Below are 23,994 nucleotides of genomic sequence, written 5' to 3' on the forward strand. Positions count from 1 at the left end.
CGGCTTTCAGGGCCGGCCGATGCCGACCACGGCCTTCAGGGCCGCCGGTACTGGATGAAGCCGGCGCGCCGGCCGATACGGTCGTACAGCGCCTGTGCGGTGGCATTGCTTTCTTCCGTCAGCCAGTAGACCCGCTCGGCGCCGGCCGCGTCCGCCGCGGCATACACGCCCGCGATCAGCCGCCGGCCGATGCCGCCGCCGCGTACGTCGGGGTCGACGAACAGATCCTCCAGATAGCAGTAGCTGTGCAGCGACCAGGTGGACGGGTGGAACAGGTAGTTCACCAGCCCGACCAGCCGGCCGTCGCGTTCGGCGACCAGGCCATGCAGGCCGTCGCCGGCGACCAGGCGCGCCCAGGTGAAGGCGGTGACTGGCTCTGGCAGCTCGCAGCGGTAGAAGCGGCAGTAGCCGTGCCACAGCGGCAGCCATTGCGCGTGGTCACGGGCGGTGACGGGGCGGATGAGGGGCTCGGTCATCGGTCGGGCTCGTCCGAAGGGGGCGGGGAGAGGGGCTCAAAAACAAACCCCCGGACGGTGAGGTCCGGGGGCTCATGGGTCCGTGCGGTCAAGACCGGCGCTCGGTCAGCGCTTTTCAACCGGCACATAGTCGCGCTGGGCGGCGCCGGTGTAGAGCTGGCGCGGACGGCCGATCTTCTGGTTGGGGTCCTCGATCATCTCGTTCCACTGGGCGATCCAGCCGACCGTGCGGGCCAGCGCGAACAGCACCGTGAACATGGTGGTCGGGAAGCCGATCGCCGAGAGGATGATGCCCGAATAGAAGTCGACGTTCGGGTACAGCTTCTTCTCGACGAAATAGTCGTCGGACAGCGCGATCTGCTCCAGCTCGCGGGCGACGTCGAAGATCGGATCCTTGACGTTCAGGCGCTCCAGCACCTCGGCGGCGGTCTTCTGCATCACCTTGGCGCGCGGATCGTAGTTCTTGTAGACGCGGTGGCCGAAGCCCATCAGACGGAACGGATCGTTCTTGTCCTTGGCCTTGGCGACATATTCCTTGATCCGCTCCGGCCGGCCGATCTCGCGCAGCATGTTGAGCGCGGCCTCGTTGGCGCCGCCATGGGCCGGGCCCCACAGGCAGGCGATGCCGGCGGCGATGCAGGCGAACGGATTGGCGCCCGACGAACCGGCCAGACGGACGGTCGAGGTCGAGGCGTTCTGCTCGTGGTCGGCATGCAGGATGAAGATGCGGTCCATCGCCTTCTCGACGATCGGGTCGACCACATAGGGTTCCGCCGGCACGCCGAAGGTCATGCGCATGAAGTTGCCGGTGTAGGACAGCGAGTTGTCCGGGTAGAGGAACGGCTGGCCGACCGAATATTTGTACGCCATGGCGGCGATGGTCGGGATCTTGGCGATCATCCGGTGGCTGGCCACCATCCGCTGGTACGGATCGTTGATGTCGGTGGAGTCATGATAGAAGGCCGACAGGGCGCCCACCACGCCGCACATGATCGCCATCGGATGGGCGTCACGGCGGAAGCCGCGGTAGAACATCGCCAGCTGTTCATGCACCATGGTGTGGCGGCTGATGGTGTGGACGAACTTTTCGTACTCGTCCTTGCTCGGCAGTTCACCGCGCAGCAGCAGGTAGGCGACTTCCATGAAGTTGGAATGCTCGGCCAGCTGCTCGATCGGATAGCCGCGATGCAGCAGCACGCCCTGGTCGCCGTCGATGTAGGTGATCTTGGACTCGCAGCTCGCCGTCGAGGTGAAGCCGGGGTCGTAGGTGAACATGTCGGTGGCGCCGTAGAGCTTGCGGATGTCGATGACGTCCGGGCCGACGGTGCCGCTGTGCACGGGCAGTTCGAGATTGCCCTTGCTGGTGGTGATAGTCGCCGATGTGCTCATACGCCGTCCTTCCCTGGTTACTGCTACTGCGAGCGCCCCCGATGTCGACCCGTGCTCTCTAACAACCCGTTACCGCCGCGACACCATCGTCGATACGAGCCAGACTTTCCTCCCGGCCCAGGACGTCGAGGACGTCGAAGATGCCGGGTGACATGTTCGATCCGGTCAGTGCCGCGCGCAATGGCTGGGCCACCTTGCCGAGGCCGAGCCCCAGCCGTTCTGCAACGACGCGGACCGAAGCCTCCAGCAGGTCCGCCCGCCACTCTGGCACGTCGGCCAGGGCCTTGCGAGCCTCCCGCAGGATCTCGGGCGCGGGTTGTAGCAGCTTAAGCGCTGCTTCGTCGAGCGGAATTGGGCGGGCGCGAAAGTAGAAAAGCGCGCTGTGTGCCAGTTCCCGCAAGGTCTTGGCCCGCACCTTGAGGTCTTTCATGCTGCGTTGCAGTAACAATATTTCGCGATCAAGCAACGGACGTTCAAGCGCCTCGCCAATGAGCGGCAGGACCAGCCGGACCAGCCGCTCGTCGTCCGCTTCGCGCATATAGTGGCCGTTGAGATTCTCCAGCTTCTTGATGTCGAAGCGCGATGCCGAGCGGCCGACGGCCCCGATGTCGAACCACTCGACGGCCTGGGCGCGGCTGATGATTTCCGCGTCGCCATGGCCCCAGCCGAGCCGCAGCAGGTAGTTCTCGACCGCTTCCGCCAGAAAGCCCATTTCGCGGTATTCGGTGACCCCCAGCGCGCCGTGGCGCTTGGACAGCTTGGCGCCGTCGGCGCCGTGAATCAGCGGAATGTGGGCGTAGTGCGGTTCAGGCCAGCCCATGGCGCGGATCAGCGCCAGCTGGCGGAAGGCGTTGTTGAGGTGGTCGTCGCCACGGATGACGTGGGTGACGCCCATGTCGTGGTCGTCCACCACCACCGCCAGCATGTAGGTCGGCGTGCCGTCGGCGCGCAGCAGGATCATGTCATCGAGCTGCTCGTTGGAGACGGTCACCGGGCCCTGGACCAGGTCATGGATGGTGACCTCGCCCTCGCGCGGCGCTTTCAGGCGAATCACCGGCTTGACGCCGGCGGGCGCCTCCGAGGGGTCGCGGTCGCGCCAGCGACCGTCGTAGCGCATCGGCCGGCCTTCGCGCTTGGCGGTCTCGCGCATTTCCTCCAGCTCGGCGGGGGTGGCGTAGCAGTAATAGGCGTGGCCCTTGTCCAGCAGCTCGCGGGCGACCTCGGCGTGGCGCTGCTGACGGGCGAACTGGTAGACCACCTCGCCATCCCAGGTGAAATCGAGCCAGCGCATGCCATCCAGAATGGCATCGATCGCCGGCTGGGTCGACCGCTCGCGGTCGGTGTCCTCGATGCGCAGCAGGAACTGGCCGCCATGGTGGCGGGCGAACAGGAAATTGAACAGCGCCGTGCGGGCGCCCCCAATGTGCAGGAAGCCGGTGGGCGACGGTGCGAATCGCGTGACGACCTGGGACGGACTTGAACCCATCATGTACCTGATTGAAAAGTGGTGGGCGAAACGTGGGGCGGCTCTAGCACAGCGGGACAGGGGGTTCAAATCTCGCAGGTGGCATCCATGGGCGATCGGATTGCCGACGTCGCGGCCGGCGCGGCGGCGGCATCGCGGCGCCTGGAGGCCTGGCTGCTGGCGGAACGGGATCAGTGGGTACTGTGGGTGCCGGTGTGCATGGGAACCGGCATTGGCGCCTATTTCGCGCTCGCCCGGCCGGCGCAGTGGCTGGCGGTGGCGATCGCCTGCCTGGGACTGGTGCTGCTGGCGCGCTGGCGCACCGCGCTCGGCCGGGTGACGGGCGTTGCCGCGCTACTGGTGGTCGCCGGATTGCTGCTTGCCTGGGTTCGTGTGGAGACGGCGCGGGCGCCGGTGCTGGCGCGGCCGCTGTGGGGCGCGGTGGTTACGGGCGCGGTAGTGGAACAGGGTGTGTCGGCGCGCGGCGTGCACCGCATTGTCGTCGCGCCGGCGTCGATCGCCGGGGTGGCACCCGCGATGATGCCGGTGCGTGTGCGCCTGAGCTTGCGCGCGCCGCCGCCCGCCGACGTCGCCGTTGGTGCCCGGGTGGCGCTGCGGGCGTCACTGCGGCCACCGGGCGGCCCGAGCGCACCAGGGGGCTATGACTTCGGCCGGGTCGCGTGGTTCCACCAGATCGGTGCGACCGGGTTCGTGCTGGGGCCGGTTACGGTGACCGCGATCGCGCCGCCGCCGCTCGGCTGGACGCGGCGGCTTGAGGCTGCCCGTGCCGGCCTGACCGCCCGGCTGCGTGGCGGCGTGGGGGGCGAGGCCGGCGGCGTGGCGGCGGCCCTGGTCACGGGGGATCGCAGCGGCGTCGCGCCGGACGTGACCGCGGCCATGCGCGACAGCGGGCTGGCGCATCTGCTGGCGATATCGGGTCTGCACATCGCCATTGTCAGTGGCGGCGTGTTCCTGCTCCTGCGCCGGTTGCTGTGCCTGAGCCCGTGGATCGCCCTGCACTGGCCGGTGAAGGCGATCGCGGCGACGATGGCCGCGTCCGCCGCCGTGGGCTATACGCTGATTGCCGGTGCCAGCCTGCCCACCGTGCGCAGCTGCATCGCCACGCTGATCGTGCTGGCCGGCGTGCTGATGGGGCGCCAGGCGATCAGCCTGCGGCTGATCGCGGCGGCGGCGGTGCTTATCCTGGTGGTGCGCCCGGAAGGGCTGCTCAGCCCCAGCTTTCAACTCTCGTTCGCTGCCGTCACCGGGCTGGTGGCGCTGTATCAATCGGGATTCGCGGCGCGCTGGCTGGCCGGAGGGCCGGAGGATGGCCTCGTCACGCGGGGGTGGCGGTGGCTGGGCGGGCTGCTCGCCAGTGGCGCCGTCGCCGAGGTGGCGCTGGCGCCGTTCGCGCTGTTCCACTTCAACCAGACCGGTGTCTATGGGCTGGTCGCCAACCTGGTCGCCATCCCGCTCACCAGTTTCTGGATCATGCCGCTGCTGGTGCTTGTGGTGGTGCTGGAACCGTTCGGGCTGGCCGACCCCTTATACATGCTGCTTGGCTATGGCATCGACCTGTTGCTCGCCACCGCCCGCGAGGTTGCCGGTTGGCCGGGCGCGGTGGCACGCTGGCGGCTGCTGCCGCCTTGGGCGTTCGTGATGATGGTGCTGGGGCTGTTGTGGCTGGCGCTGTGGCGAACCCGCGCGCGGTGGCTGGGGTTGCTACTGCTGGCGTCCGGCGCGCTCGTCGCCTGGGCGGCGCCGGTGCCGGATCTGTACATCAGCGACGATGGCCGGCTGCTGGCGGTGCGCGGCGAGGACGGACGGCTGGCCTTCTCGACCCTGCGCGCCGGGCGCTTCGCGCGGATGAGCTGGCTGGAGGAGGAGGGGCAGGCGGAGGATGCGCCGGCGCAGCGGCTGGCTGACATCGCGGGTACCGCACGGGTGGATCAGGACTGCGGACCGGCGGTGTGCCGGGTGGCGTTGCACCGCGGCGACCGGGTGTGGCAGGTGGCGCAGATCAACGCCTGGCTGCCCTACCGCGAGCTGGGCTGGCTGTGCGCGCAATCGGATGTTGTGGTGGCTGCCCGCCGGCTGCCGGCGTGGTGCGCGCCACGTCTCTACCGCTTCGACCGCGCGGCGCTATCGCGCACCGGCGCGGTGACGTTGCGCTTCCTCGACGACGGATCGGTGCGGACACAAACCACGGCGGCCGGGCGCGGCCGGCATCCGTGGAACGTGGCGCCAGCGGGCGCGGGGACGAGTCTCAAGGCACCTCAGTAACGGCGCATCAGGCCGACCAGCTTGCCCTGCACCCGCACCCGTTTCGGTTCATAGACCTGGCTCTTGTGGGAGGGGTTGGCGGCCTCCAGCCGGACCTTGCCGTCCTTGCGGCGCAGGGTCTTCAGCGTGGCTTCCTGGCTGTCGACCAGGGCCACGACGATATCGCCGTCGAGCGCGGTGTCGGCCTTGCGGATGATGGCATAATCACCGTCGAAGATGCCGGCCTCGATCATCGAGTCGCCGGAGACTTCCAGCGCATAATGCTCGCCCGCGCCCACCAGCGCCGGCGGCACCGCCAGCAGCGTATCGCCCTCCAGCGCCTCGATCGGCGTGCCGGCGGCGATCTTGCCGTGCAGCGGGATCTCCAGGAACGTCGCGGCCGCCGGCGCGCTGGCCGGCGCCTTGGCCTTGCCGAAGCTGCCGCGCACCACGTTTTCGGCCGAGGCGATGGCGGCCTCGCGGTCGGTCGCCAGCGTCGGCTTGGGCGTGCCGCGCCTGGGCGCCGCCGCCTCCGGCAGCCGCAGCACTTCCAGCGCGCGGGCGCGGTTGGGCAGGCGGCGGATGAAATCGCGTTCCACCAGCGCGTTGATCAGCCGGTGGACGCCCGACTTGGACTTCAGCCCCAGCGCCTCCTTCATCTCCTCGAACGACGGCGAAATGCCGTCCGCTTCCAGGCGGTTGTGGATGAAGATCAGCAGATCATGTTGTTTGCGCGTCAGCATACGCTATTCCTTGTGGAACGAACAAGGAACGTTCTACTAAGGTTCTGCTGGCGCGTCAATCGTCGCCGAGGGGGAGAAAGCGGATTTCCGCACCCGCTGGCCGCCCCGGCGCGTGGGCCGGGTGCAGGGCCAGCGCGTTGGCGGCGGCAAGCGGCACCAGCAGACTGCTGTCCTGCTGGCCCAGCGGCGTCACCCGCCAGCCACCGCCATCCCGCTCCACCCGCGCGCGCATGAAATGATCGCGCTCGCCGTTGGGCTTCAGCGGCGCGTCCAGCCGGCCGGTCAGCCAGCGGTCCGCCGGGGCGTGCGGGCTCAGGAACCGCCGGACCAGCGGCAGCAGGAACAGCCGGGCGCAGACGAACGCCGACACCGGGTTGCCCGGCAGGCCGAGTACGACGGCGCGGCCGCGCTGGCCGAGCATCATCGGCTTGCCCGGCCGCATGGCGATCTTCCAGAAGTCAATGTCGGCGCCGGCGGCCAGCAAGGCCGCCTGCACATGGTCATGGTCGCCCACCGAGGCGCCGCCGACGGTGACCAGGATGTCGGCCTCGCTGCTGGCGGCGATGGCATCGCGGATGACCTCGGGCCGGTCGGGCAGGATGCCGGGGTCGCGCACTTCGGCGCCGGCCTGGCGCAGCAGGGCCGCCAGCATGATGCCGTTGGAGTTGACGATCTGGTCCGGCCCCGGCGTCTGGCCGGCCGGCACCAGCTCGTCACCGGTGGACAGCAGTGTTACCCGTGGGCGGCGGGCGACGGGGAGGGCGGCGTGCCCCCCGGCGGCGGCGAGGCCCAGCCGGGCCGGCGTCAGCCGGTCGCCGGCGCGGATCAGCGTGTCGCCGGCGCAAAAGTCGAGACCGGCGGCGCGGATGTGCCGGCCGGGGGCGCCGGGTCCGTCGCCGGTGAGAATGACCCGCGACCCGTCGGCGCGGGTATCTTCCTGCACCACCACGGTGTCGGCGCCGTCGGGCAGCGGCGCGCCGGTGAAAATGCGCACCGCCTCGCCAGGTCCGAGATGGCCGGGATAGCGCCGCCCGGCGGCGGACTCGCCGATCAGTCGCAGGGGGTGGTCAGGCGCGAGGTCGGCAAAGCGCACGGCATAACCGTCCATGGCGGCAGCGGCGAACGGCGGCTGGGTGAGCAGCGCCGTGACGTCGGCGGCGGCATGACGGTCCAGCGCGTCGGACAGCGGCACGGTCTCGCAGGCCAGTGGCTGCGGCGCCAGCGCCAGCACCCGCGCCAGCGCGTCCGGGACGCTCAGCACGGCGCCGTCCAGTCGCCGGACTTGCCGCCGGTCTTGGCGAGCAGGCGCACCCCCTCGATGCGCATGGCTTTGTCCACCGCCTTGGCCATGTCGTAGACGGTGAGCAGCGCGACGCTGGCGGCGGTGAGTGCTTCCATCTCGACGCCGGTCTGGCCCTGGGTCTTGGCGGTGGCGGTGACCTCGATCACCCAGTCGTCCGGGTGCAGCGTGAAGTCGATGCCGACCCTGGAGAGCGGCAGCGGGTGGCACAGCGGGATCAGCTCGGCGGTTTTCTTCGCCGCCATGATGCCGGCGACCCGCGCCACCGCCAGCACGTCGCCCTTGGCGATGGCGTTGTCGCGCACCGCCTCGAAGGCCGCCCGCGACATCAGGATCATGCCGGTAGCGACGGCGACGCGTTGCGTCACCGGCTTGCCCGACACATCGACCATGGCGGCCTGGCCGCCGGCGTCGACGTGGGAGAGGGTGCTCACGCCGCCAGACCGAGCAGGGCGCGGGTGGCGGCGGTGACGTCGGCCTGCGCCATCAGGGATTCGCCCACCAGGAAGGTGGTGACGCCGCGCGCCGCCAGCGTGTCGAGGTCGGCCTTGGTTTTCAGCCCGCTTTCGCCCACCAGCAGATAGCCCTGCGGCAGCAGGCCGGCGAGTTCGATGGTGGTGTTGATGTCGACCACCAGGGTTTTCAGGTTGCGGTTGTTGATGCCGAGCAGGCGGGTATTGAGCCGGGTGGCGCGCTCCAGCTCCCCGGCGTCGTGGACTTCCACCAGCACATCCATGCCCAGCTCGTGGGCGGCGGCCTCCAGCTCGGCGGCCTGGGCGTCGGCGAGGCCGGCCATGATGAGCAGGATGCAGTCGGCGCCGATCGCCCGCGCTTCGGTCACCTGATAGGGGTCGATGATGAAGTCCTTGCGCAGCACCGGCAGGGTGACGGCGCGGCGGGCGGCCATCAGATAGGCGTCGCTGCCCTGAAAATAGGGCTCGTCGGTCAGCACCGACAGGCAGGTGGCGCCGCCGTCGCGATAGGCCTGGGCCAGACTCGGCGGGTCGAAGTCGGCGCGGATCAGCCCCTTGGACGGGCTGGCCTTCTTGATCTCGGCGATCAGGCCGTAGCGGCCGTCGGCGCGGGCGGCCTCAAGGGCTGCCAGAAAACCGCGGGGCCGGCTCTGGGCGCGGGCGTCCGCCTCCAGCGCGGCGAGCGATTTCACCGCCTTGCGACCGGCAATGTGCTGGCGCTTGTCGGCCAGGATTTTCGCCAGCGTGTCCATGTCATGCCTCCTGCGTCAGGGCGACCCAGCGGTCGAGCAACGTGCCGGCCGCGCCATTGTCCAACACCCGGGCGGCCTGGGCCACGCCGTCGGTCAGGGTGGTTGCGCGGTCGCCGACGATCAGCGCGGCCGCGGCATTGTAGAGCACGGTGTCGCGGTAGGCGCCGGGCTCGCCGGCCAGCAGCCGGCGCAGCGCGGCGGCGTTGTGATCGACGTCACCGCCGCGGATCGCGTCCACCGGGGCTTCCGCCAGGCCGGCATCGGCCGGCGTCAGGGTGAAGCGGCGCACCGTGCCGTCCTTCAGTTCAGCGACGTGAGAGGGGCCGGCCAGCGACAGCTCGTCCATGCCGCCGGCGCCATGCACCACCCAGGCGTGGCGGGTGCCAAGCTGGGCCAGCGCCTCGGCCATGCGGTCAAGCCAAGGCTCGCCGAACACGCCGACGACCTGGCGGCGGATCGCCGCCGGGTTGGACAGCGGCCCGACCAGATTGAAGATGGTGGGAATGCCGAGCTGACGGCGCACGTCCGCCACCGCCCGCATCGCCGGGTGATGGGCGTTGGCCAGCATGAAGGTGATACCCAGTTCGTCAAGGCAGCGCTGCACCCGTGGTACCGGTGCGTCTACCCTGATGCCGAGTGCTTCCAGCACGCCGGCGGAGCTGGACTTCGACGTCGCCGAGCGGTTGCCGTGCTTGGCCACCGGCACGCCACAGGCGGCCACGACGATGGCGACGGCTGTCGAGACGTTGAGGGTCGACAGCCCGTCACCGCCGGTGCCGCAGGTATCGACCGCCGTGTCGGGGGCGTTCACCGGCACCACGCGGGCGCGCAGCGCGCGGGCCGCCGCCGCCAGATCGTCGGCGCCTTCGCCGTGCATCTTCAGGCCCATCAGGAAGGCGCCGATGATCGCCGGCGGCACCTCGCCACCCATGATGGTGGCGAAGGCGGTGTCCGCCTCGGCCGCGCTCAGCGCGTGGCCGGCGGCCAGCCGGCCGAGCAGGACGGGGAAGTCGGCGAGGTTCATGCGGCGGCTCGTGTCGTCGTGGTGGGGATGCCGGCGAGTGTCAGGAAATTGGCCAGCAGCTGGTGGCCGCCCTCGGTGGCGATGCTCTCGGGGTGGAACTGCACGCCGTGGATCGGCAGGCTTTCGTGCGCCAGCCCCATGATCAGGCCATCCTCGGTCCAGGCGTTGACGCGCAGGCAGCCGGGCAGGCTCGACCGCTCGACGATCAGCGAGTGATAGCGGGTGGCCTGGAACGGGTCGGGCAGGCCCCTGAACACGCCGGTGTCGTCGTGGTGGATGGCGGAAACCTTGCCATGCATCAGATAGGGTGCGCGGATCACCTTGCCGCCGAAGGCCTGGCCGATCGACTGGTGACCGAGGCAGACGCCCAGCAACGGCAGCCGGCGCTCGGCGGCGGCGGCGATCAGGTCGAGGCAGATGCCCGCCTCGTTGGGCGTGCAGGGCCCCGGCGACAGCAGAATCGCCTGCGGGTTGAGCGCCAGCACGTCGGCGACGCCGATCTGGTCGTTGCGATGGATGGCAAGCTCGGCCCCCAGCTCGCCCAGATAGTGGACGAGGTTGTAGGTGAAGCTGTCATAGTTATCGATGACGACGATCATGCTGTTCCAGTCCCGCGTTGCCCGGCGATGGTGTGCCGGGGCCGGGGCGTTATCCAAAATTTCGCGTTTGACCGCCATCTTTTTCACGCACTAAACCGTGAGACGATGGTGAACGACCCCGACGAGCGACAGGCAGAGACAGGCGCGGCCGCCGGCGATACCGCCAGCGGGCGGGGCTGGAGCCGCCGGGCGGTCGCTTTCGGTCTTGGCGCCGCCGGCGCTTCCGCCTGGCTCGGGTTCGTGCGCCGGCAGGTGCTGGGTGATGCCCCCCTCCTGCCGGGCGCCGCTGTCGTGCCCCGGGCATCCCCCGACATCGCTCTGTCGCTGCCGCCGGGGCTGATCGATGCCGACGACGGTCTGGTCGAACTGGCCTCACTGGATGTGCCGCTGACGGTGCCGCGGGCCTTGCCGCCGGCACCATCGCTGGCGCCGGCCGATCCGGGGCCGCGGGTGCCGCGCGTCCTGCCGCCGCTGGCCCGGCCGGCCTCGGGGCTGGCGCAGGTGGCGGTGGTGATCGACGATCTGGGCCTGAAGCAGGCGGAGACGCTGGCCGCCACCCGGTTGCCGGCCGGCATGACGCTGGCGTTCCTGCCTTATGGCGACAATCTGGAGCAGCATCTGGCGCGTGCCCGCGACAACGGCCACGAACGATTGGTGCATCTGCCGATGGAGGCCGGGCCGGGCGGCGACCCTGGCCCGCAGGCGCTGCTCACTCGGCTGGGTCAGGCGGACCTCGAACAGCGGCTGGCGTGGAACATGGAGCGCATCCATCTGTTCGACGGCGTCAACAATCACATGGGCAGCGTGTTCACCCAGTGGGATGACGGCATGGCGCTGGTGCTGGCCGAACTGAAGGCGCGCGGCGTCTACTTCCTTGATTCCCGGACCACCGCCCGGTCGGTGGCGCGGGACGTCGCGGCGACACGGGGCGTGCCCTACGCCGAGCGTGACGTGTTTCTCGACAACCACCGCGACGCGCGCTACCTCGGTCAGCAGCTGGCGCAGACTGAGGCGCTGGCGCGCCGCTTCGGCTCGGCCATCGCCATCGGCCACCCGCATGGCGAGACATTGGCGGCGCTGGCGCGCTGGGCACCGACACTGGCGGATCGTGGCATCGAACTGGTGCCGGTCAGTACCGTCATCGCCACCCGGGGCTCGCCCTACTGGCGGCTCGCACGGGGGTGAGCCCCGAAACCACCGATCCCTGAGGCAGGCGATTCTTGCGGCCGGCGGTCTTTGCGGCCGGGCCTCGGAACCATCCCGCACCCGGCCCGGATGCGCCGGTCACGCGCGACAGGCCCCGGCGTGGCCGGGGCCTGTGTCATGGGTGCGGTGAGCGGCTTACTTGTAGACGAATTCCGGGCCGTCGAGGTCGATGGCGGGAATCTCCTCGCGCTCCTTCCAGTAGTCCTGATTGTGCTGCCATTCCGGCTTGTCGCCACGCTTGGGCAGCAGGTGCAGGTCGCGCATCAGGTAGCCGGGGTTGAAGTTCTCGGCGGCGATCCAGGGCAGCAGCGGCATGTCCTTGTCTTCCGGCCGCAAGGCGACCTCCACCCGGTGCGCGCCCCTGGTGTCCATGTGTTTGAGCAGGCGGCAGACGAAATCGCCGAGCATGTCGACCCGCAGGGTCCAGCTGGCGCGGAAATAGCCGAAGATCCACAGCAGGTTGGGGACGCCGGTGAACATCATGCCGCGGTAGGTGACACTGTCGGCGAGGTTGAGCGGCTTGCCGTCGATGTCGAAGGCGATGTTGCCAAGGACGCTGAGGCTGAAGCCGGTCGCGGTGATGATGATGTCGGCGTCGAGATGCTCGCCGGATTTCAGCTGGATGCCCGTGGCGTCGAAGCGCTCGATCTCGTCGGTGACCACCGAGGCCTTGCCCGAGGCGATGCCCTTGAACATGTCGCCTTCGGGAATGAACGCCAGGCGCTGCTGCCAGGGGCGGTAGCGCGGCGTGAAGTGCTTCTCGATGTCATAGTCCTGGCCGAGATAGGCCTTGACGCCAGCCAGCAGCTCGGCCTTGACCGCGTCCGGCTCCTCCAGCGAGCGGCGCGACAGTTCCTTGAGGTCGAACAGCGCCTTGCGGCGTACGATGTCGTGCACCGTTTCTTCCGCGACGTCGAGCTGACGCAGCATGTCGGCCAGTTCGTTGACGTTGGGAGCGGCGTAGAAATAGGTCGGTGAGCGCTGCAGCATGGTCACGTGCGCGCAGTCGCCGGCGATGGCAGGCACCAGGGTGGCGGCCGTGGCGCCGGAGCCGATCACCACCACCTTCTTGCCCTTGAGGTCGATGTCCTCGGGCCAGGTCTGCGGGTGGACGATGCGGCCCTTGAAGTCGGCCATGCCGGGCCATTCGGGGGTGTAGCCCTTGTCGTGATGGTAATAGCCCTGGCACATCCACAGGAAATTGGTGGTGAACGTGCGAGTCTCGCCGGTCGCCAGATCGGTGACGTCGAGCGTCCACAGGTTGTCGGCGCTCGACCAGTGGCCGGCGGCGATCTTGTGGCGGTAGCGGATGTGGCGGCCGAGGTCGTTCTCCTCGATCACCTCGCCCATGTACTTCAGGATCTCCGCGGCACTGGCGATCGGCGCACTGGTCCACGGCTTGAAGCGGTAGCCGAAGGTGTAGAGGTCGCTGTCGGAGCGGATGCCGGGATATTTGTGGGTGAGCCAGGTGCCGCCGAAGCTTTCCAGCGAGTCGAGGATGACGAAGCTCTTGCCCGGGCACTGGGTGGACAGATGATAGGCGGCGCCGATGCCGGAGATGCCGGCGCCGACGATCAGGACGTCGAAATGCTCGACCGCGCCGCTGGCGGCCTTCCGCTCAAGGGTCATGGTTTCAGTCACAGGCACGCTCCCCACGCCATCATTGTGCTAATGACCCACTGTCCTTCAGGGAGGGGGAGGGGCGCAACGGAGATGACGGGGGGCCACCCTGTCATCGCTGTCAGCTTGCCACGCCGGACTGGCGCTACTGGCCGTAACGGCCTTCGCGGGCCAGCCGCACCGCCTCGCGCGCGGCGGAGACCAGCGCCCCGGATTTCGCCTCGCATTCGCGCTGCTCGGCGACCGGATCACTGTCGGCGACAATGCCGGCGCCAGCCTGCACATGCATCATGCCGTCCTTGACGATGGCGGTGCGCAGCACGATGCAGCTGTCCATCGAGCCGTCGGCGGAGAAATAGCCGACGCCGCCGGCATAGGGGCCGCGCTTTTCCGGCTCCAGCTCGTTGATGATCTCCATCGCCCGCACCTTCGGCGCGCCGGAGACGGTACCGGCGGGGAAGCCCGCCATCAGCGCGTCGACCGCGTCGTGGTCGGGGCTGAGCCGGCCGCGCACGTTGGAGACGATGTGCATGACGTGGCTGTACATCTCGATGGTGAATTTCTCGGTCACCTTGACGGTGCCGGTGGCGGCGACCCTGCCGACGTCGTTGCGGCCAAGGTCGAGCAGCATCAGATGTTCGGCCAGTTCCTTGGGGTCGGCGAGCAGGCTCTCGCGGTTGGCCTCGTCCTCCTCCGCCGTGGCGCCGCGCGGGCGGGTGCCGGCGATCGGCCGGACGGTGACGTCACCATCCCGCACCCGCACCAGAATTTCCGGGCTTGAGCCGATGACCGCGAAGCCGGGCAGATTGAGGAAATAGAGGAATGGCGAGGGGTTGATCCGCCGCAGCGCCCGATAGAGCTCGATCGGCGGCAGGGTGAAGGGGGTGGAGAAGCGCTGGGCCAGCACCACCTGGAAGATGTCGCCGGCGGCGATGTATTCCTTGGCGCGGGCCACCATCTCGCCATAGCGGCCGGGCGCAAGCTGCGGCGTGACCGCCACATCCGGCACCGCCCCCGCGTCGAGGCGGGACGGCGGCATCGGCCGGTCCAGCCGGGCGGCGACAGCGTGCAGGCGGTCGCGCGCCTGGTCGTAGGCGGCGCGGGCGTCGGTGGCCGCCGAGTCAGGGTAGACCGGCGCGATCAGGAACAGCTCGTCCTTGAGACGATCGAACACCAGCAGCACGGTCGGGCGGATGAAAAACAGGTCGGGCAGGCCCAGCGGGTCGGCCCTGGGCGATGGCAGGCGCTCGACGAGATTGATGGTCTCGTAGCTCATGTAGCCGACCAGCATGGCCAGCGCCCTGGGCAGGGCGTCGGGCACGTCCATGCGGCAGGCGGCGATCAGCGCCCGCAACTCGTCCAGCGGCGCGCCGGGCAGCGGCGTGAAAGCCTCTGGTGCGTTGAGCGCGTCACGGGCGACTTCACAGCGGGTGCCCTGAGCACGCCAGATCAGGTCAGGCGCCAGGCCGATCAGTGAGTAGCGCCCGCGCACCGCGCCACCTTCCACCGATTCCAGCAGGAAGGAGGGTGGCCCGTCGAGGCCGATCTTGAGCATCGCCGAGACCGGCGTCTCGGTGTCGGCGACCCGGCGCAGCCACAGACACTGGGCCTGGCCAGCCTCGAAGGTGCGGGCGAAGGCGTCGAACGAGGGGCTGGCGTCCACGGCGGTCTGCTATTCCTGACCGGACCCGAGGAGCTGCTTGCGCACCTGCTCGATGACGGCATGGTTGTATTTCACGCCGATGTGATCGCGGACCGCCTGCGCGAACGATGTGGCCAGCTCAAGGTTCGCCGACTGGCTGATCTCGGCGCGGGTGGCGGCCTCCAGCATCGCGGTGTCGGCGCCGGCCACGGTCTCGATGGCCTCGGTGGCGACAACGAAGAAGCCCTCCCCGGTGGGCAGCGCCAGCGCGCGGGCTTCTCCCCGGGGCACGCTGAACAGCATGCGGATGGGCGGCGGCACCTGGGCGCCTTCGCGCATGATGCTGGCGCGACGCACCTTCACCGGACTGGTCGGCGGCAGGCCGGTCGCGCGGGCGGCGTCGGCGAGCGGCTTGCCGGCCTTGACGGCGGCAACCAGTTCTCTGGCGACCGCCTCCGCTTTCTTCATCCGCTCGACCATCCGCCATTCGGCGACGACGCGGGGACGAACGGTCGCCAGCGGCTGGGCGGCGGCGGGGGTCACGCCGGTGACTTCCAGGGCGTAGAATACATCCTTGCCGAGTTCCTGCATCGAGGGCTCGTCATCGGGCTTCTGGCTGAACACCACGCCCAGCATCTGGCGGGCCTCCGGTGCGAGCGGCACCGGCTGGCCGCTGCTGTCGAGGCCGTTGGCGGTGACGCGCGGGGCGGTCACGACCTCCAGTTTGCGCGCCCGGGCCAGGTCGGTCAGCGACTTGCCACCGGCCAGTTCGTCCTCCATCGCGCGGCTCATGTCGTAAAGACGATCGAGCGCCCGTTCGGCCCTGATCTTGGCGGTGATTTCGCCACGCACGCTCTCCAGCGCCTTGCCGGCCTGCTGCGAGATCGCCGTGGTGCGCAGCAACAGCCAGCCGAGGTCGCTCTTGACCGGCGCGCTGACCTTGCCCGGCGGGGTCGAGAAGGCGGCGCGGGCGATGTCGGCACCTGCGTCCTTCGTGAGTTCGGCTTCGCTCAGGGTGCCCAGCGCGACATCCCCGGCGGCAAAACCGGCCGAGCGGGCGACCGCCAGAAAGTCCTCGCCCTTGGCGATCCGCTCGTAGGCCTGGCGGGCCGCCTGTTCGTCGGTCAGCAGCAGCTGCTCCAGCGTGCGCTTCTCGGCACCCGCGTAGATGTCGGCGTTGTCCTCGTAATATTGCCGCACATCCTCGTCCGACACGCTGATGCCCGGTTCGATGACGGCCGGCGTCAGCAGCACGTAGCGGAAGGTACGCTGCTCGGGCACCGTGTAGGCCTTGATGTTCTTCTCGTAAAAGGCCTGCAGCGTCTTGTCGTCCGGGGTGCCGACGCCGGCGGCATAGCGCTCGGCCGGGACCACGGCGACGGTGCCGGTGCGGGTCTCCTGCAACAAGGTGACGTAGGTGCGGCTGAGATCATCGGGCACCACCGGATTGAGGGTGAGCGCCTTGGTGAACTGCTCGCGCGCCAGCTCGCTGCCCAGCAGGGTCTGGAACTGCTCGCGCGACATGTTGTTCTGGCTCAGCACTTCCTGATAGCGGGTGACATCGAACTGCCCGCCGAGCTGGAATGCCGGATTGGAGCGGATGGCGCGCGAGATGTTCTCCGCGCCGGCGGTGACGCCGATCTTCTCGGCGAAGGCATCGAATCCGGCGGTGGTCACCAGCAGCGCCAGCACCTCGGTATCGGCGCCGGCCTTCAGCACCGCCTCGCGGGTGATCTCTGGCCGTTCACGCTGCTGCATCCGGAAAATGCGGTCGAACTGCTGCATGAAATCGCCGGCATTGACCTTGCGGTCGCCGACCTTGACCAGGGTGGCGTTGCTTCCGCCGGCGCTGCCGAACGGGTCGTTGACGCTGGTGATGATGAAGGCCGCCACCAGAAGGGAGAGGAGGAGGACCACCACCCAGGACGAAAGCGCCTTGCGAATGCCTGCGAGCATGAAGATCTGCCTAACCGAGGACCAAACGGGCGCGGATCATAGGGAGGGGGCGGCTGCCGGGCAAGCGCCATTGGCGCTTGTCGGGCCGCGATCGCCGGGACCGGCGCCGGCGGCTCTTTACGCCGGCTGCCCCCGACGTGTATCAGCCGGGCCAGCGACAGGAACAACGTTGAGAGGGAGTGACGCGGATGCGCAGGCCATTGATCGCCGGTAACTGGAAGATGAACGGCCTGGCAGCCTCGGTGGCCGAACTCGACGCCCTGCTGGCGGCCCAGCCGACCATCGCCAGCCACATCGACATGGCCCTGTGTCCGCCGTTCACGCTGGTGACCGCCTTCGCGGCGCGGGCCGCCGGCAGCCGGGTGATGATCGGCGGGCAGGACTGCCACGCCAGGGCCAGCGGCGCTCACACCGGCGACACCGCCGCCGAGATGCTGGCGGATGCCGGCGCCGGCTGCGTCATCGTCGGGCACTCGGAGCGCCGGGCCGACCATGGCGAGACCGACGTCATGGTGCGGGCCAAGGCGGAAGCGGCGCATCGGGCCGGCCTCGTCGCCATCGTTTGCGTCGGCGAGACCGAGGCCCAGCGCGACGCCGGCCAGACGCTGGCGCTGGTCTCCAGCCAGATCGGCGGCTCGCTGCCCGACGGTGCCACCGCCGCCAACACCGTGGTCGCCTATGAGCCGGTGTGGGCGATCGGCACCGGCCGCACCCCGACCACGGCGGAGGTAGGCGAGGTGCACGCCGCCATCCGCGCCGACCTCGTGGCGCGCTTCGGCGTCGAGGGCGAGGGGATGCGCATTCTCTACGGCGGGTCGGTGAAGCCGTCGAACGCCGTCGAGCTGCTGGCGGTCACCGACGTCGACGGCGCCCTGGTCGGGGGCGCCAGCCTGAAGGCCAGCGACTTCCTCGGCATTATCGCCGGGGTGCCGGCAAACGGATGAAGCCGGGGCGGTCGGCCGGAGCCTCGCCCGTCGTCGGGCGGTGCCGGCTAGGTTTGGCGTGCCTTGGCGGGGTTGCTTTTTGGCGGGTGACTCGCTAACTGCCCCAGCAACGGTTCGAGGCGCGCCGGGCGTGCCAGCAAGAGAGTTGCCCTACCCATGTTCATGACCCTGCTTCTGGTCTTCCACAGCATCATTGCCGTGGCGCTGGTCACGGTGATCCTGCTGCAGCGCTCCGAGGGTGGCGCGCTGGGCATCGGTGGTGGCGGCGGTGGCGGCCTGATGACGGCGCGCGGCGCCGCCAACCTGCTGACCCGCACGACGGCGATTCTGGCGGCGACCTTCATCGGCACCTCGATCGCGCTGGCGATCGTCGCCAAGGTGGAGCAGGGGCCGAGCCGGGTCGACAAGTTGCTGGAGGCGCCCGTGGCGCCCGTGGCGACGCCGGTCACGCCGGTGCCTGCCGAGCCGACGGTCCCCGTTTCCGACTAAATCGGGTTGTCCACAGGTTTATCGCCCACCATCGCAAGATTTGGTGGTGCGAGAGGTTTTTGTTCGTCTATAGTGTAGGCCCATGGCGCGGTTCATCTTCATCACCGGCGGCGTGGTTTCGTCCCTTGGCAAAGGCCTGATGGCAGCGTCGCTCGCGGCTCTGCTGCAGGCGCGTGGCTTCAAGGTGCGGCTCCGCAAGTTCGACCCCTATCTCAACGTCGATCCGGGCACCATGAGCCCGTATCAGCACGGCGAGGTCTATGTCACCGACGACGGGGCGGAAACCGACCTCGACCTCGGGCACTACGAGCGTTTCACTGGTGTGCCGTCGAAGCGCACCGACAACATCACCTCCGGCCGCATCTACTCGGACATCCTGGCCAAGGAACGCCGGGGCGAGTTCCTCGGCGGCACGGTGCAGGTCATTCCGCACGTCACCGATGCCATCAAGACCTTCGCGCTCACCGACGTCGACGATGTCGACTTCGTGCTGTGCGAGATCGGCGGCACGGTGGGCGATATCGAGAGCCTGCCGTTCCTTGAGGCGATCCGCCAGCTGGGCAACGAGCTGGGGCGCGGCAACGCCGTGTTCATCCATGTGACGCTGGTGCCCTACATTGCAGCCGCCGGCGAACTGAAGACCAAGCCGACCCAGCACTCGGTGAAGGAGTTGCGCGGCATCGGCATCCAGCCGGACGTGCTGGTGTGCCGTTCCGAGCAGCCGCTGCCGGAAAGCGACCGGGCCAAGATCGCGCTGTTTTGCAACGTGCGTCCGTCCGCCGTGGTGCCGGCGCTGGACGCCGAAAGCATCTACGCGGTGCCGCTGCAATATCATGAGGCCGGTCTCGACACCGAGGTGCTGGCCGCGTTCGGTATCGCCGACGCCCCGGCGCCCAGCCTCACCAAGTGGACCGACATCATGGAGCGGATCGCCCAGCCGGAAGGCGAGGTGACCATCGGAGTCGTCGGCAAGTACACCGGCTTCAAGGATGCCTACAAGTCGCTCAACGAGGCGCTGGTGCATGGCGGCATCGCCAACCGGGTGAAGGTCAACATCCGCTGGATCGACTCGGAGATCTTCGAGCAGGAAGACGCGGTGCTGCACCTGGAGCCGATGCACGGCATTCTGGTGCCCGGCGGCTTCGGCCAGCGCGGCGCGGAAGGCAAGATCGCCGCCGCCCGTTTCGCCCGCGAGCGCAAGGTTCCCTATTTCGGCATCTGCTTCGGCATGCAGATGGCGGTGATCGAGGGCGCGCGCCATCTTGCCGGCATCAATGGTGCTTCCTCCACCGAGTTCGGCGCCTGCGCCGACCCGATCGTCGGCCTGCTCACCGAGTGGAAGCAGGACGGGCGGACCGAGACCCGTGCCGAAGGCGGCGACCTCGGTGGCACCATGCGGCTGGGCGCCTTTCCGGCCAGGCTGCGCGGGGACACGCGGATCGCCGGCATCTACGGCTCGACCGAGATATCCGAGCGGCATCGCCATCGCTACGAGGTGAACATCGGTTACCGCGAGCGGCTGGAGCAGGCGGGCATGTGCTTCTCCGGCCTTTCGCCCGACGGCGCGCTGCCGGAGACCATCGAATATCCGGATCATCCATGGTTCATCGGCGTGCAGTTCCACCCGGAACTCAAGTCCAAGCCGTTCGATCCGCATCCGCTGTTCGCCAGCTTCATCGAGGCGGCGGTGGCCCAGAGCCGGCTGGTCTGAGGCGAGGATGACGTCCCCGACCCTGGACGTGATGGGCACCCCCCGCGGTGTCCCCACGCGTCGCGGGACGACCCGGCGGCGCCGGCACCGACAGGAGGCGAGGTCGCGATGAGGACAAGGCGTCCCGCGCATCGTCCATCGGACGACGGCGATCCGTCACGCGACCGGCGACTGCAGTCGCTGCTCAAGGAGCTTTATTTCGGCCAGACCCCCGCCGCCGTACGTTTCCAGGGCTGGATGTTGCTGTTCGACATCGTGCTGATCGCCCTGTTCATCGTCGCGCCGTTCCTGGAAAAGGGGTTCTGGTTCCTGGTGGTCGACTACTGCATCGCCGCGTTGCTGTTCCTTGACCTTGCGGCGCGCGCCTGGGCCTATGGCGACTTCAAGCGCTGGATCATGCGTCCCATCGTCTGGGCCGACCTCGCGGTGCTGGCCTCGCTGGTGGCGCCACTGTTTGCCGCCAATCTCGGTTTCCTCCGGATTTTGCGCGCCTATTCGATGGTGCACGGCAAGACCTTCTGGCGCTGGCTGGGGGGCGGGCGCTGGCGCGATACCCAGGTTGCCGACGCGGTGATCGCCGGCGTCAACCTGTTCGTGTTCGTGTTCATGATGACGGCGCTGGTGCATTCGCTGTTCGCGGCCCGCGTGCCCGAGATCGGCTCCTTCGTCGATTCCCTCTATTTTACCGTGACTTCGCTCACGACGACGGGGTACGGCGACATCACCTTGCCGGGTGTTGCCGGCCGACTGTTATCCATCTTCATCATGATTGGCGGCGTTTCGCTGTTCTTCCGGCTGATACAGGTAGCCATGCGCGCCCCCAAGGTGCGCTACCCCTGTCCCGGCTGCGGCCTGACCCGTCACGAGGGCGATGCCGTCTACTGCAAGGCCTGCGGCACCCGGCTGAAGATCCTGCAGGACAACGACTGAACCGTGCCGCCGGTCGCGACGGGGGCGGCGGCTGATTGCCCCTGCCAGTTTGCCCCTGCCAGTTTGCCCTTGCGAGCCTGTGCACGGACACTTAAGGGATGGGGCTGTCGGGGAGTAGCGCAGCCTGGTAGCGCATCTGCTTTGGGAGCAGAGGGTCGCAGGTTCGAATCCTGTCTCCCCGACCATTTCTGTTTTTCTATTATTTTTCAGTATCTTAAGCGGTTTCATCCCGGCAAGTTGGGACACCTTTTTGGGGGTACTTGACGTCGGAGGGGCGGCATGAGTCGTGAGCAGCGGGATCAGCCCGCAGGTGAACACCAGCGTCCGGCGGCGGCCTCCGTGAAGGCCTCGCTGATTGCGCGCGGCGTCCGCGCAACGATCGAGTTTGTCGGCACGCATCCCTTTGCCACCGGATTGATGGCCATCCTCGGCATTGTCGGCTTTGTGCTGTCCGTCATCTCATTCCGCATGGACATCGAGAATGCCGCGCAAAGCCAGGCCGACACCGATGCGCTGAAACAGGGGCTGGAGACCGTGGTGGCGCAGACGACCGCCGACTGCCGGCAGGCGCCCTGCTGGGATCTGGCGACGTTCGTCAGGAACGACCCCATCGGCAAGCCCAAGGAGCTGATCGAGAACAAGCTGCCGGCGGCGCTGGCGAAGAACGGCGGCGAATATCTCCACGAGATCGACGGCTGCCGGGTGCGCATCGAATATACCAATGACGCGGTGACCTATTTCATGGTCTCGCTGTACCGCCACCAGTCGGGCGGTGCCGTCACGCCGTGCCTCTTCGACATCGCCGATATCGTGCCGACGGAGACGACGCCGCTGGGCAAACCGCATGAGGCCGTGGAAATGGCGGACCTGCTGCGGATGATGGTCCGCCCGGCCAGCGCCTCGGCGGACGCTTTCGTCCCGGAACTCTATATCGCCCAGGCGTGCATCGACTGCGGCAATGCCGCCGAGCCGTTTCTGGAACTCCAGAAGCCGGGAACCCATGCCGAGAATTTCCGCGCCGTGCATGTCCGCACCGAGTTCGCGGCGGTGAACGACGTCGACGATCAGGGCTTCGCGATGTGGAGCGATTTCAGCCAGGCGATGAAGGCACGCATTGGCCCCGACGCCGCGTATGGCATCGAGCTCAGCGCGTTGTGCGACAAGGACGTTTTCCAGGAAACAGTGACGATCCTCGGCAGCAGCCAGATCAGCGAAGTCGGGGTCAGTGTTGCCCCGCGCGTCCAGCCCAACGCCTTTCATTGCACCTGAAGTCCGACGTCGGTGCCATGGCGGCCAGCCCGCTCTTGCCCGCCCCGCCTTTTCCCGGCATGGCATCCGCCAGGGATGGCGGCCAGCGACGTCGCAGAACTGGCGGGTGCCGCGCGGCGGCGTATAGACGGAGCCGCACGGCGGCGGGCAGGATGATGCGCATGACGATCGACCGGGGATTGCCCGAGGCATGAGCCAGACGCCGGACGGAGCGGACCCGGCGGGGAAGACCCGCGCCCACGTCACCTCGCGCGATGTGGCCCGTGGTGCCGGCAGCGCGACGCTGGCGCGCCTGGGCGCGCTGATCGAGGTGGTGAGCCAGCCCGCCTACACCTGGATGTTCGGCCTGGCGACCTACGGTCTCTACACCGTGCTGTGGTCGCTGGTGAACATGCTCTCCAACGTGCTCGATCTCGCCATGACCAGTGCGTTGCAGCGGGTGGTGCCGCAGGCCGATGGCGAGGAGCGGGCACATGCGGTGGTGAAGATGGCGCTGCTGCTGGGCGTGCTGCCCAGTCTCGCTGTCGCGGCGGGGATCATTGTGTGCGCCGAGCCCTTGTCGGGGCTGCTCAATGTCGCGCCCGCCGACGCTGGAGATCTTGTGCTGTCGGTGCGTATTTTCGCGCTTGCCCTGCCGCTGTGGAGCCTGGTCGAGGTGGTGACCTCGGCGGTGCGCGCCCGCCGTGCCTTCGGGCCGGAAATCCGTCTGCGCCTGTTCTGGGAGCAGGTGACGCGGCTGGGGCTGGCCGCCGGGCTGTTTCTGGCCGGGCTGCACAGCATCGGCCTGATGGTGGCGCATGTCGCCTCGCTCACCCTGACCGCCGGCCTCGGCGTGCGGCTGCTCGGCCGCTACTACCGCCTTGAGCTGCTGTGGGCCGCGCCGCTCGACCGGGCGGCGGCGCGCGAACTGCTGCGCTCGGGCCTGGCCATTCTGCCGGCCAACATCATCCGCCGCTGCTTCAGCGATCTGCCGCCGGTATTGCTCAACCTGATGTTGCCTGGTGCCGCGGGCGCCACGGCGGCCGGGCTCTACGGCATTGCCCGCAAGGTCTCCAGCGTGGCTCAGAGCATCCGCATCGCGTTCGGCTATGTGCTGGCGCCGCTGGCCTCCCACCAGTCGACGCTGGACCGTGCCGGCATCCAGCCGCTCTACGGCTTCGCGGTACGGCTCTCGACCCTGCTGGTGGTGCCGCTGGCCACCGTCACCATCCTGCTGGCCGACGAGATCTTGCGGCTGTTCGCGCCGGAGGCCCACGCCGCGCGCGATCTGCTGATCGTGCTGACCGTCGCCCGCGCACTGGAGGCCGTGGCTGGGCCGTCCAACGCGATCCAGGAGGTGATCGGCCGTCGGGTGCTGCCGGCGGTGAACAGCGTCGTCGGGCTGGCACTGTGGTTGCTGGCCGCCGCACTGCTGGTGCCCCGTCTGGGTGCACTGGGCATGGGGCTGGCGGTTGCCGTCGGCATGGTGGTGTCGAGTTACCTGTCGGTGTTCCAGCTGATCATGTCGGACAGTCTGCGGCCGTTCGCGCCGCCATTCGGCCGCACCGCACTGGCCGCCGCCATGGTGGCCCTGGTGCTCGCGAGCCTGTCGAGCCTGCTGTCATCGCTCCCCGACCCGGCGCAGGCCACGGTTCTGGTCGTGGCCTGGCTGGCCGGCACCTGGCTTGCCCTCCGGCTGGGTCTGGCGCGCGAGGATGTCGCCGCGCTGGGGCGGCTGGGTGCTGTCCTGCGCCTGCGTCGTTGA

Annotated in this window: 20 protein-coding genes and 1 tRNA gene; 9 read left to right on the forward strand and 12 right to left on the reverse strand. The window is 68.8% G+C overall.

Annotated elements, in window-relative coordinates:
• Positions 1-35: 35 nt before the first annotated feature.
• The 3 genes from ABU113_RS03575 to gltX all read right to left on the reverse strand — a co-directional run bounded on the left by ABU113_RS03575 (position 36) and on the right by gltX (position 3,351).
• Positions 36-476 (reverse strand): N-acetyltransferase family protein, encoded by a 441-nt coding sequence (locus ABU113_RS03575; RefSeq protein ID WP_454558108.1) that lies wholly within the window; start codon positions 474-476, stop codon positions 36-38.
• 105 nt (positions 477-581) lie between these two features.
• Entirely contained in the window at positions 582-1,865 is a 1,284-nt protein-coding gene (locus tag ABU113_RS03580; RefSeq protein ID WP_454558109.1) for a citrate synthase, read from the reverse strand.
• Positions 1,866-1,923: 58 nt separating this feature from the next.
• A complete protein-coding gene (gene gltX / locus ABU113_RS03585) occupies positions 1,924-3,351 on the reverse strand; it encodes a glutamate--tRNA ligase (protein ID WP_454558221.1) in 1,428 nt (475 codons plus the stop codon).
• Between the two features lie 87 nt (positions 3,352-3,438).
• Between gltX and ABU113_RS03590 the strand changes: the two genes are divergently transcribed.
• Complete coding sequence (locus ABU113_RS03590; RefSeq protein ID WP_454558110.1) at positions 3,439-5,613, forward strand: ComEC/Rec2 family competence protein; 2,175 nt, start codon at positions 3,439-3,441, stop codon at positions 5,611-5,613.
• Here ABU113_RS03590 and lexA read toward each other — a convergent pair.
• Genes lexA through ABU113_RS03620 form a run of 6 tightly spaced genes read right to left on the reverse strand, consistent with a single transcriptional unit; the run spans position 5,607 to position 10,483 of the window.
• Positions 5,607-6,335, reverse strand: a complete 729-nt coding sequence (lexA, locus tag ABU113_RS03595) for a transcriptional repressor LexA (RefSeq protein ID WP_454558111.1) — start codon at positions 6,333-6,335, stop codon at positions 5,607-5,609. The two genes, ABU113_RS03590 and lexA, sit on opposite strands and share 7 nt — an antisense overlap.
• Positions 6,336-6,390: 55 nt before the next feature.
• Positions 6,391-7,596, reverse strand: coding sequence for a molybdopterin molybdotransferase MoeA (locus ABU113_RS03600; RefSeq protein ID WP_454558112.1), 1,206 nt, complete (start codon positions 7,594-7,596; stop codon positions 6,391-6,393).
• A complete protein-coding gene (gene moaC, locus ABU113_RS03605; RefSeq protein WP_454558113.1) occupies positions 7,590-8,069 on the reverse strand; it encodes a cyclic pyranopterin monophosphate synthase MoaC in 480 nt (159 codons plus the stop codon). Before moaC ends, ABU113_RS03600 begins: the two co-directional genes overlap by 7 nt.
• Entirely contained in the window at positions 8,066-8,860 is a 795-nt protein-coding gene (gene trpC / locus ABU113_RS03610; protein WP_454558114.1) for an indole-3-glycerol phosphate synthase TrpC, read from the reverse strand. The genes moaC and trpC overlap by 4 nt, the downstream gene beginning before the upstream one ends.
• A 1-nt stretch (position 8,861) precedes the next feature.
• Positions 8,862-9,884 (reverse strand): anthranilate phosphoribosyltransferase, encoded by a 1,023-nt coding sequence (gene trpD / locus ABU113_RS03615; RefSeq protein WP_454558115.1) that lies wholly within the window; start codon positions 9,882-9,884, stop codon positions 8,862-8,864.
• A complete protein-coding gene (locus ABU113_RS03620) occupies positions 9,881-10,483 on the reverse strand; it encodes an anthranilate synthase component II (protein WP_454558116.1) in 603 nt (200 codons plus the stop codon). The genes trpD and ABU113_RS03620 overlap by 4 nt, the downstream gene beginning before the upstream one ends.
• Positions 10,484-10,591: 108 nt before the next feature.
• Here ABU113_RS03620 and ABU113_RS03625 point away from each other — a divergent pair, with 108 nt between their 5' ends.
• Positions 10,592-11,668, forward strand: coding sequence for a divergent polysaccharide deacetylase family protein (locus ABU113_RS03625; protein WP_454558117.1), 1,077 nt, complete (start codon positions 10,592-10,594; stop codon positions 11,666-11,668).
• A gap of 156 nt (positions 11,669-11,824) precedes the next feature.
• On the opposite strand, the gene ABU113_RS03630 is transcribed toward ABU113_RS03625, so the two are convergent.
• The 3 genes from ABU113_RS03630 to ABU113_RS03640 form a co-directional block, all read right to left on the reverse strand.
• Positions 11,825-13,318 carry a flavin-containing monooxygenase gene (locus tag ABU113_RS03630; protein ID WP_454558118.1) on the reverse strand — a complete coding sequence of 498 codons (1,494 nt, stop codon included), beginning with the start codon at positions 13,316-13,318 and terminating at the stop codon, positions 11,825-11,827.
• Between the two features lie 136 nt (positions 13,319-13,454).
• Positions 13,455-14,972, reverse strand: a complete 1,518-nt coding sequence (trpE, locus tag ABU113_RS03635; protein WP_454558119.1) for an anthranilate synthase component I — start codon at positions 14,970-14,972, stop codon at positions 13,455-13,457.
• 9 nt (positions 14,973-14,981) lie between these two features.
• The gene (locus ABU113_RS03640; RefSeq protein ID WP_454558120.1) at positions 14,982-16,907 is read right to left on the reverse strand and encodes a SurA N-terminal domain-containing protein; all 1,926 of its coding nucleotides are present in this window, start codon (positions 16,905-16,907) and stop codon (positions 14,982-14,984) included.
• Positions 16,908-17,095: 188 nt separating this feature from the next.
• On the opposite strand from ABU113_RS03640, the gene tpiA reads away from it, so the two are divergent.
• From tpiA to ABU113_RS03675, 7 genes are all read left to right on the forward strand, one after another.
• The gene (tpiA, locus tag ABU113_RS03645; protein ID WP_454558121.1) at positions 17,096-17,851 is read left to right on the forward strand and encodes a triose-phosphate isomerase; all 756 of its coding nucleotides are present in this window, start codon (positions 17,096-17,098) and stop codon (positions 17,849-17,851) included.
• Positions 17,852-18,013: 162 nt separating this feature from the next.
• Positions 18,014-18,340, forward strand: a complete 327-nt coding sequence (secG, locus tag ABU113_RS03650; RefSeq protein WP_454558122.1) for a preprotein translocase subunit SecG — start codon at positions 18,014-18,016, stop codon at positions 18,338-18,340.
• Between the two features lie 82 nt (positions 18,341-18,422).
• Positions 18,423-20,051, forward strand: a complete 1,629-nt coding sequence (locus tag ABU113_RS03655; RefSeq protein ID WP_454558123.1) for a CTP synthase — start codon at positions 18,423-18,425, stop codon at positions 20,049-20,051.
• A 108-nt stretch (positions 20,052-20,159) separates the two neighbouring features.
• Positions 20,160-20,981 carry a potassium channel family protein gene (locus tag ABU113_RS03660; RefSeq protein ID WP_454558124.1) on the forward strand — a complete coding sequence of 274 codons (822 nt, stop codon included), beginning with the start codon at positions 20,160-20,162 and terminating at the stop codon, positions 20,979-20,981.
• Between the two features lie 108 nt (positions 20,982-21,089).
• Positions 21,090-21,166 (forward strand) — tRNA-Pro (locus ABU113_RS03665).
• A gap of 94 nt (positions 21,167-21,260) precedes the next feature.
• Entirely contained in the window at positions 21,261-22,250 is a 990-nt protein-coding gene (locus tag ABU113_RS03670; protein WP_454558125.1) for a hypothetical protein, read from the forward strand.
• A 190-nt stretch (positions 22,251-22,440) separates the two neighbouring features.
• Positions 22,441-23,994 (forward strand): lipopolysaccharide biosynthesis protein, encoded by a 1,554-nt coding sequence (locus ABU113_RS03675; protein WP_454558126.1) that lies wholly within the window; start codon positions 22,441-22,443, stop codon positions 23,992-23,994.

The sequence above is a fragment of the Parapedomonas caeni genome, assembly GCF_041060555.1.
Taxonomy (GTDB): Bacteria; Pseudomonadota; Alphaproteobacteria; order Sphingomonadales; family Sphingomonadaceae; genus CAUJIW01.

What these genes read in the sequence shown, in the direction of transcription:
- ABU113_RS03590 (WP_454558110.1), top strand. Translation starts at nt 3,439, where the DNA reads ATGGGCGATCGGATTGCCGACGTCGCGGCCGGCGCGGCGGCGGCATCG.
- ABU113_RS03640 (WP_454558120.1), bottom strand. Translation starts at nt 16,907, where the DNA reads ATGCTCGCAGGCATTCGCAAGGCGCTTTCGTCCTGGGTGGTGGTCCTC.
- trpD (WP_454558115.1), bottom strand. Translation starts at nt 9,884, where the DNA reads ATGAACCTCGCCGACTTCCCCGTCCTGCTCGGCCGGCTGGCCGCCGGC.
- ABU113_RS03670 (WP_454558125.1), top strand. Translation starts at nt 21,261, where the DNA reads ATGAGTCGTGAGCAGCGGGATCAGCCCGCAGGTGAACACCAGCGTCCG.
- ABU113_RS03660 (WP_454558124.1), top strand. Translation starts at nt 20,160, where the DNA reads ATGAGGACAAGGCGTCCCGCGCATCGTCCATCGGACGACGGCGATCCG.
- ABU113_RS03675 (WP_454558126.1), top strand. Translation starts at nt 22,441, where the DNA reads ATGAGCCAGACGCCGGACGGAGCGGACCCGGCGGGGAAGACCCGCGCC.
- gltX (WP_454558221.1), bottom strand. Translation starts at nt 3,351, where the DNA reads ATGGGTTCAAGTCCGTCCCAGGTCGTCACGCGATTCGCACCGTCGCCC.
- trpC (WP_454558114.1), bottom strand. Translation starts at nt 8,860, where the DNA reads ATGGACACGCTGGCGAAAATCCTGGCCGACAAGCGCCAGCACATTGCC.
- ABU113_RS03620 (WP_454558116.1), bottom strand. Translation starts at nt 10,483, where the DNA reads ATGATCGTCGTCATCGATAACTATGACAGCTTCACCTACAACCTCGTC.
- tpiA (WP_454558121.1), top strand. Translation starts at nt 17,096, where the DNA reads ATGCGCAGGCCATTGATCGCCGGTAACTGGAAGATGAACGGCCTGGCA.
- lexA (WP_454558111.1), bottom strand. Translation starts at nt 6,335, where the DNA reads ATGCTGACGCGCAAACAACATGATCTGCTGATCTTCATCCACAACCGC.
- ABU113_RS03655 (WP_454558123.1), top strand. Translation starts at nt 18,423, where the DNA reads ATGGCGCGGTTCATCTTCATCACCGGCGGCGTGGTTTCGTCCCTTGGC.
- ABU113_RS03575 (WP_454558108.1), bottom strand. Translation starts at nt 476, where the DNA reads ATGACCGAGCCCCTCATCCGCCCCGTCACCGCCCGTGACCACGCGCAA.
- ABU113_RS03580 (WP_454558109.1), bottom strand. Translation starts at nt 1,865, where the DNA reads ATGAGCACATCGGCGACTATCACCACCAGCAAGGGCAATCTCGAACTG.
- secG (WP_454558122.1), top strand. Translation starts at nt 18,014, where the DNA reads ATGACCCTGCTTCTGGTCTTCCACAGCATCATTGCCGTGGCGCTGGTC.
- ABU113_RS03630 (WP_454558118.1), bottom strand. Translation starts at nt 13,318, where the DNA reads ATGACCCTTGAGCGGAAGGCCGCCAGCGGCGCGGTCGAGCATTTCGAC.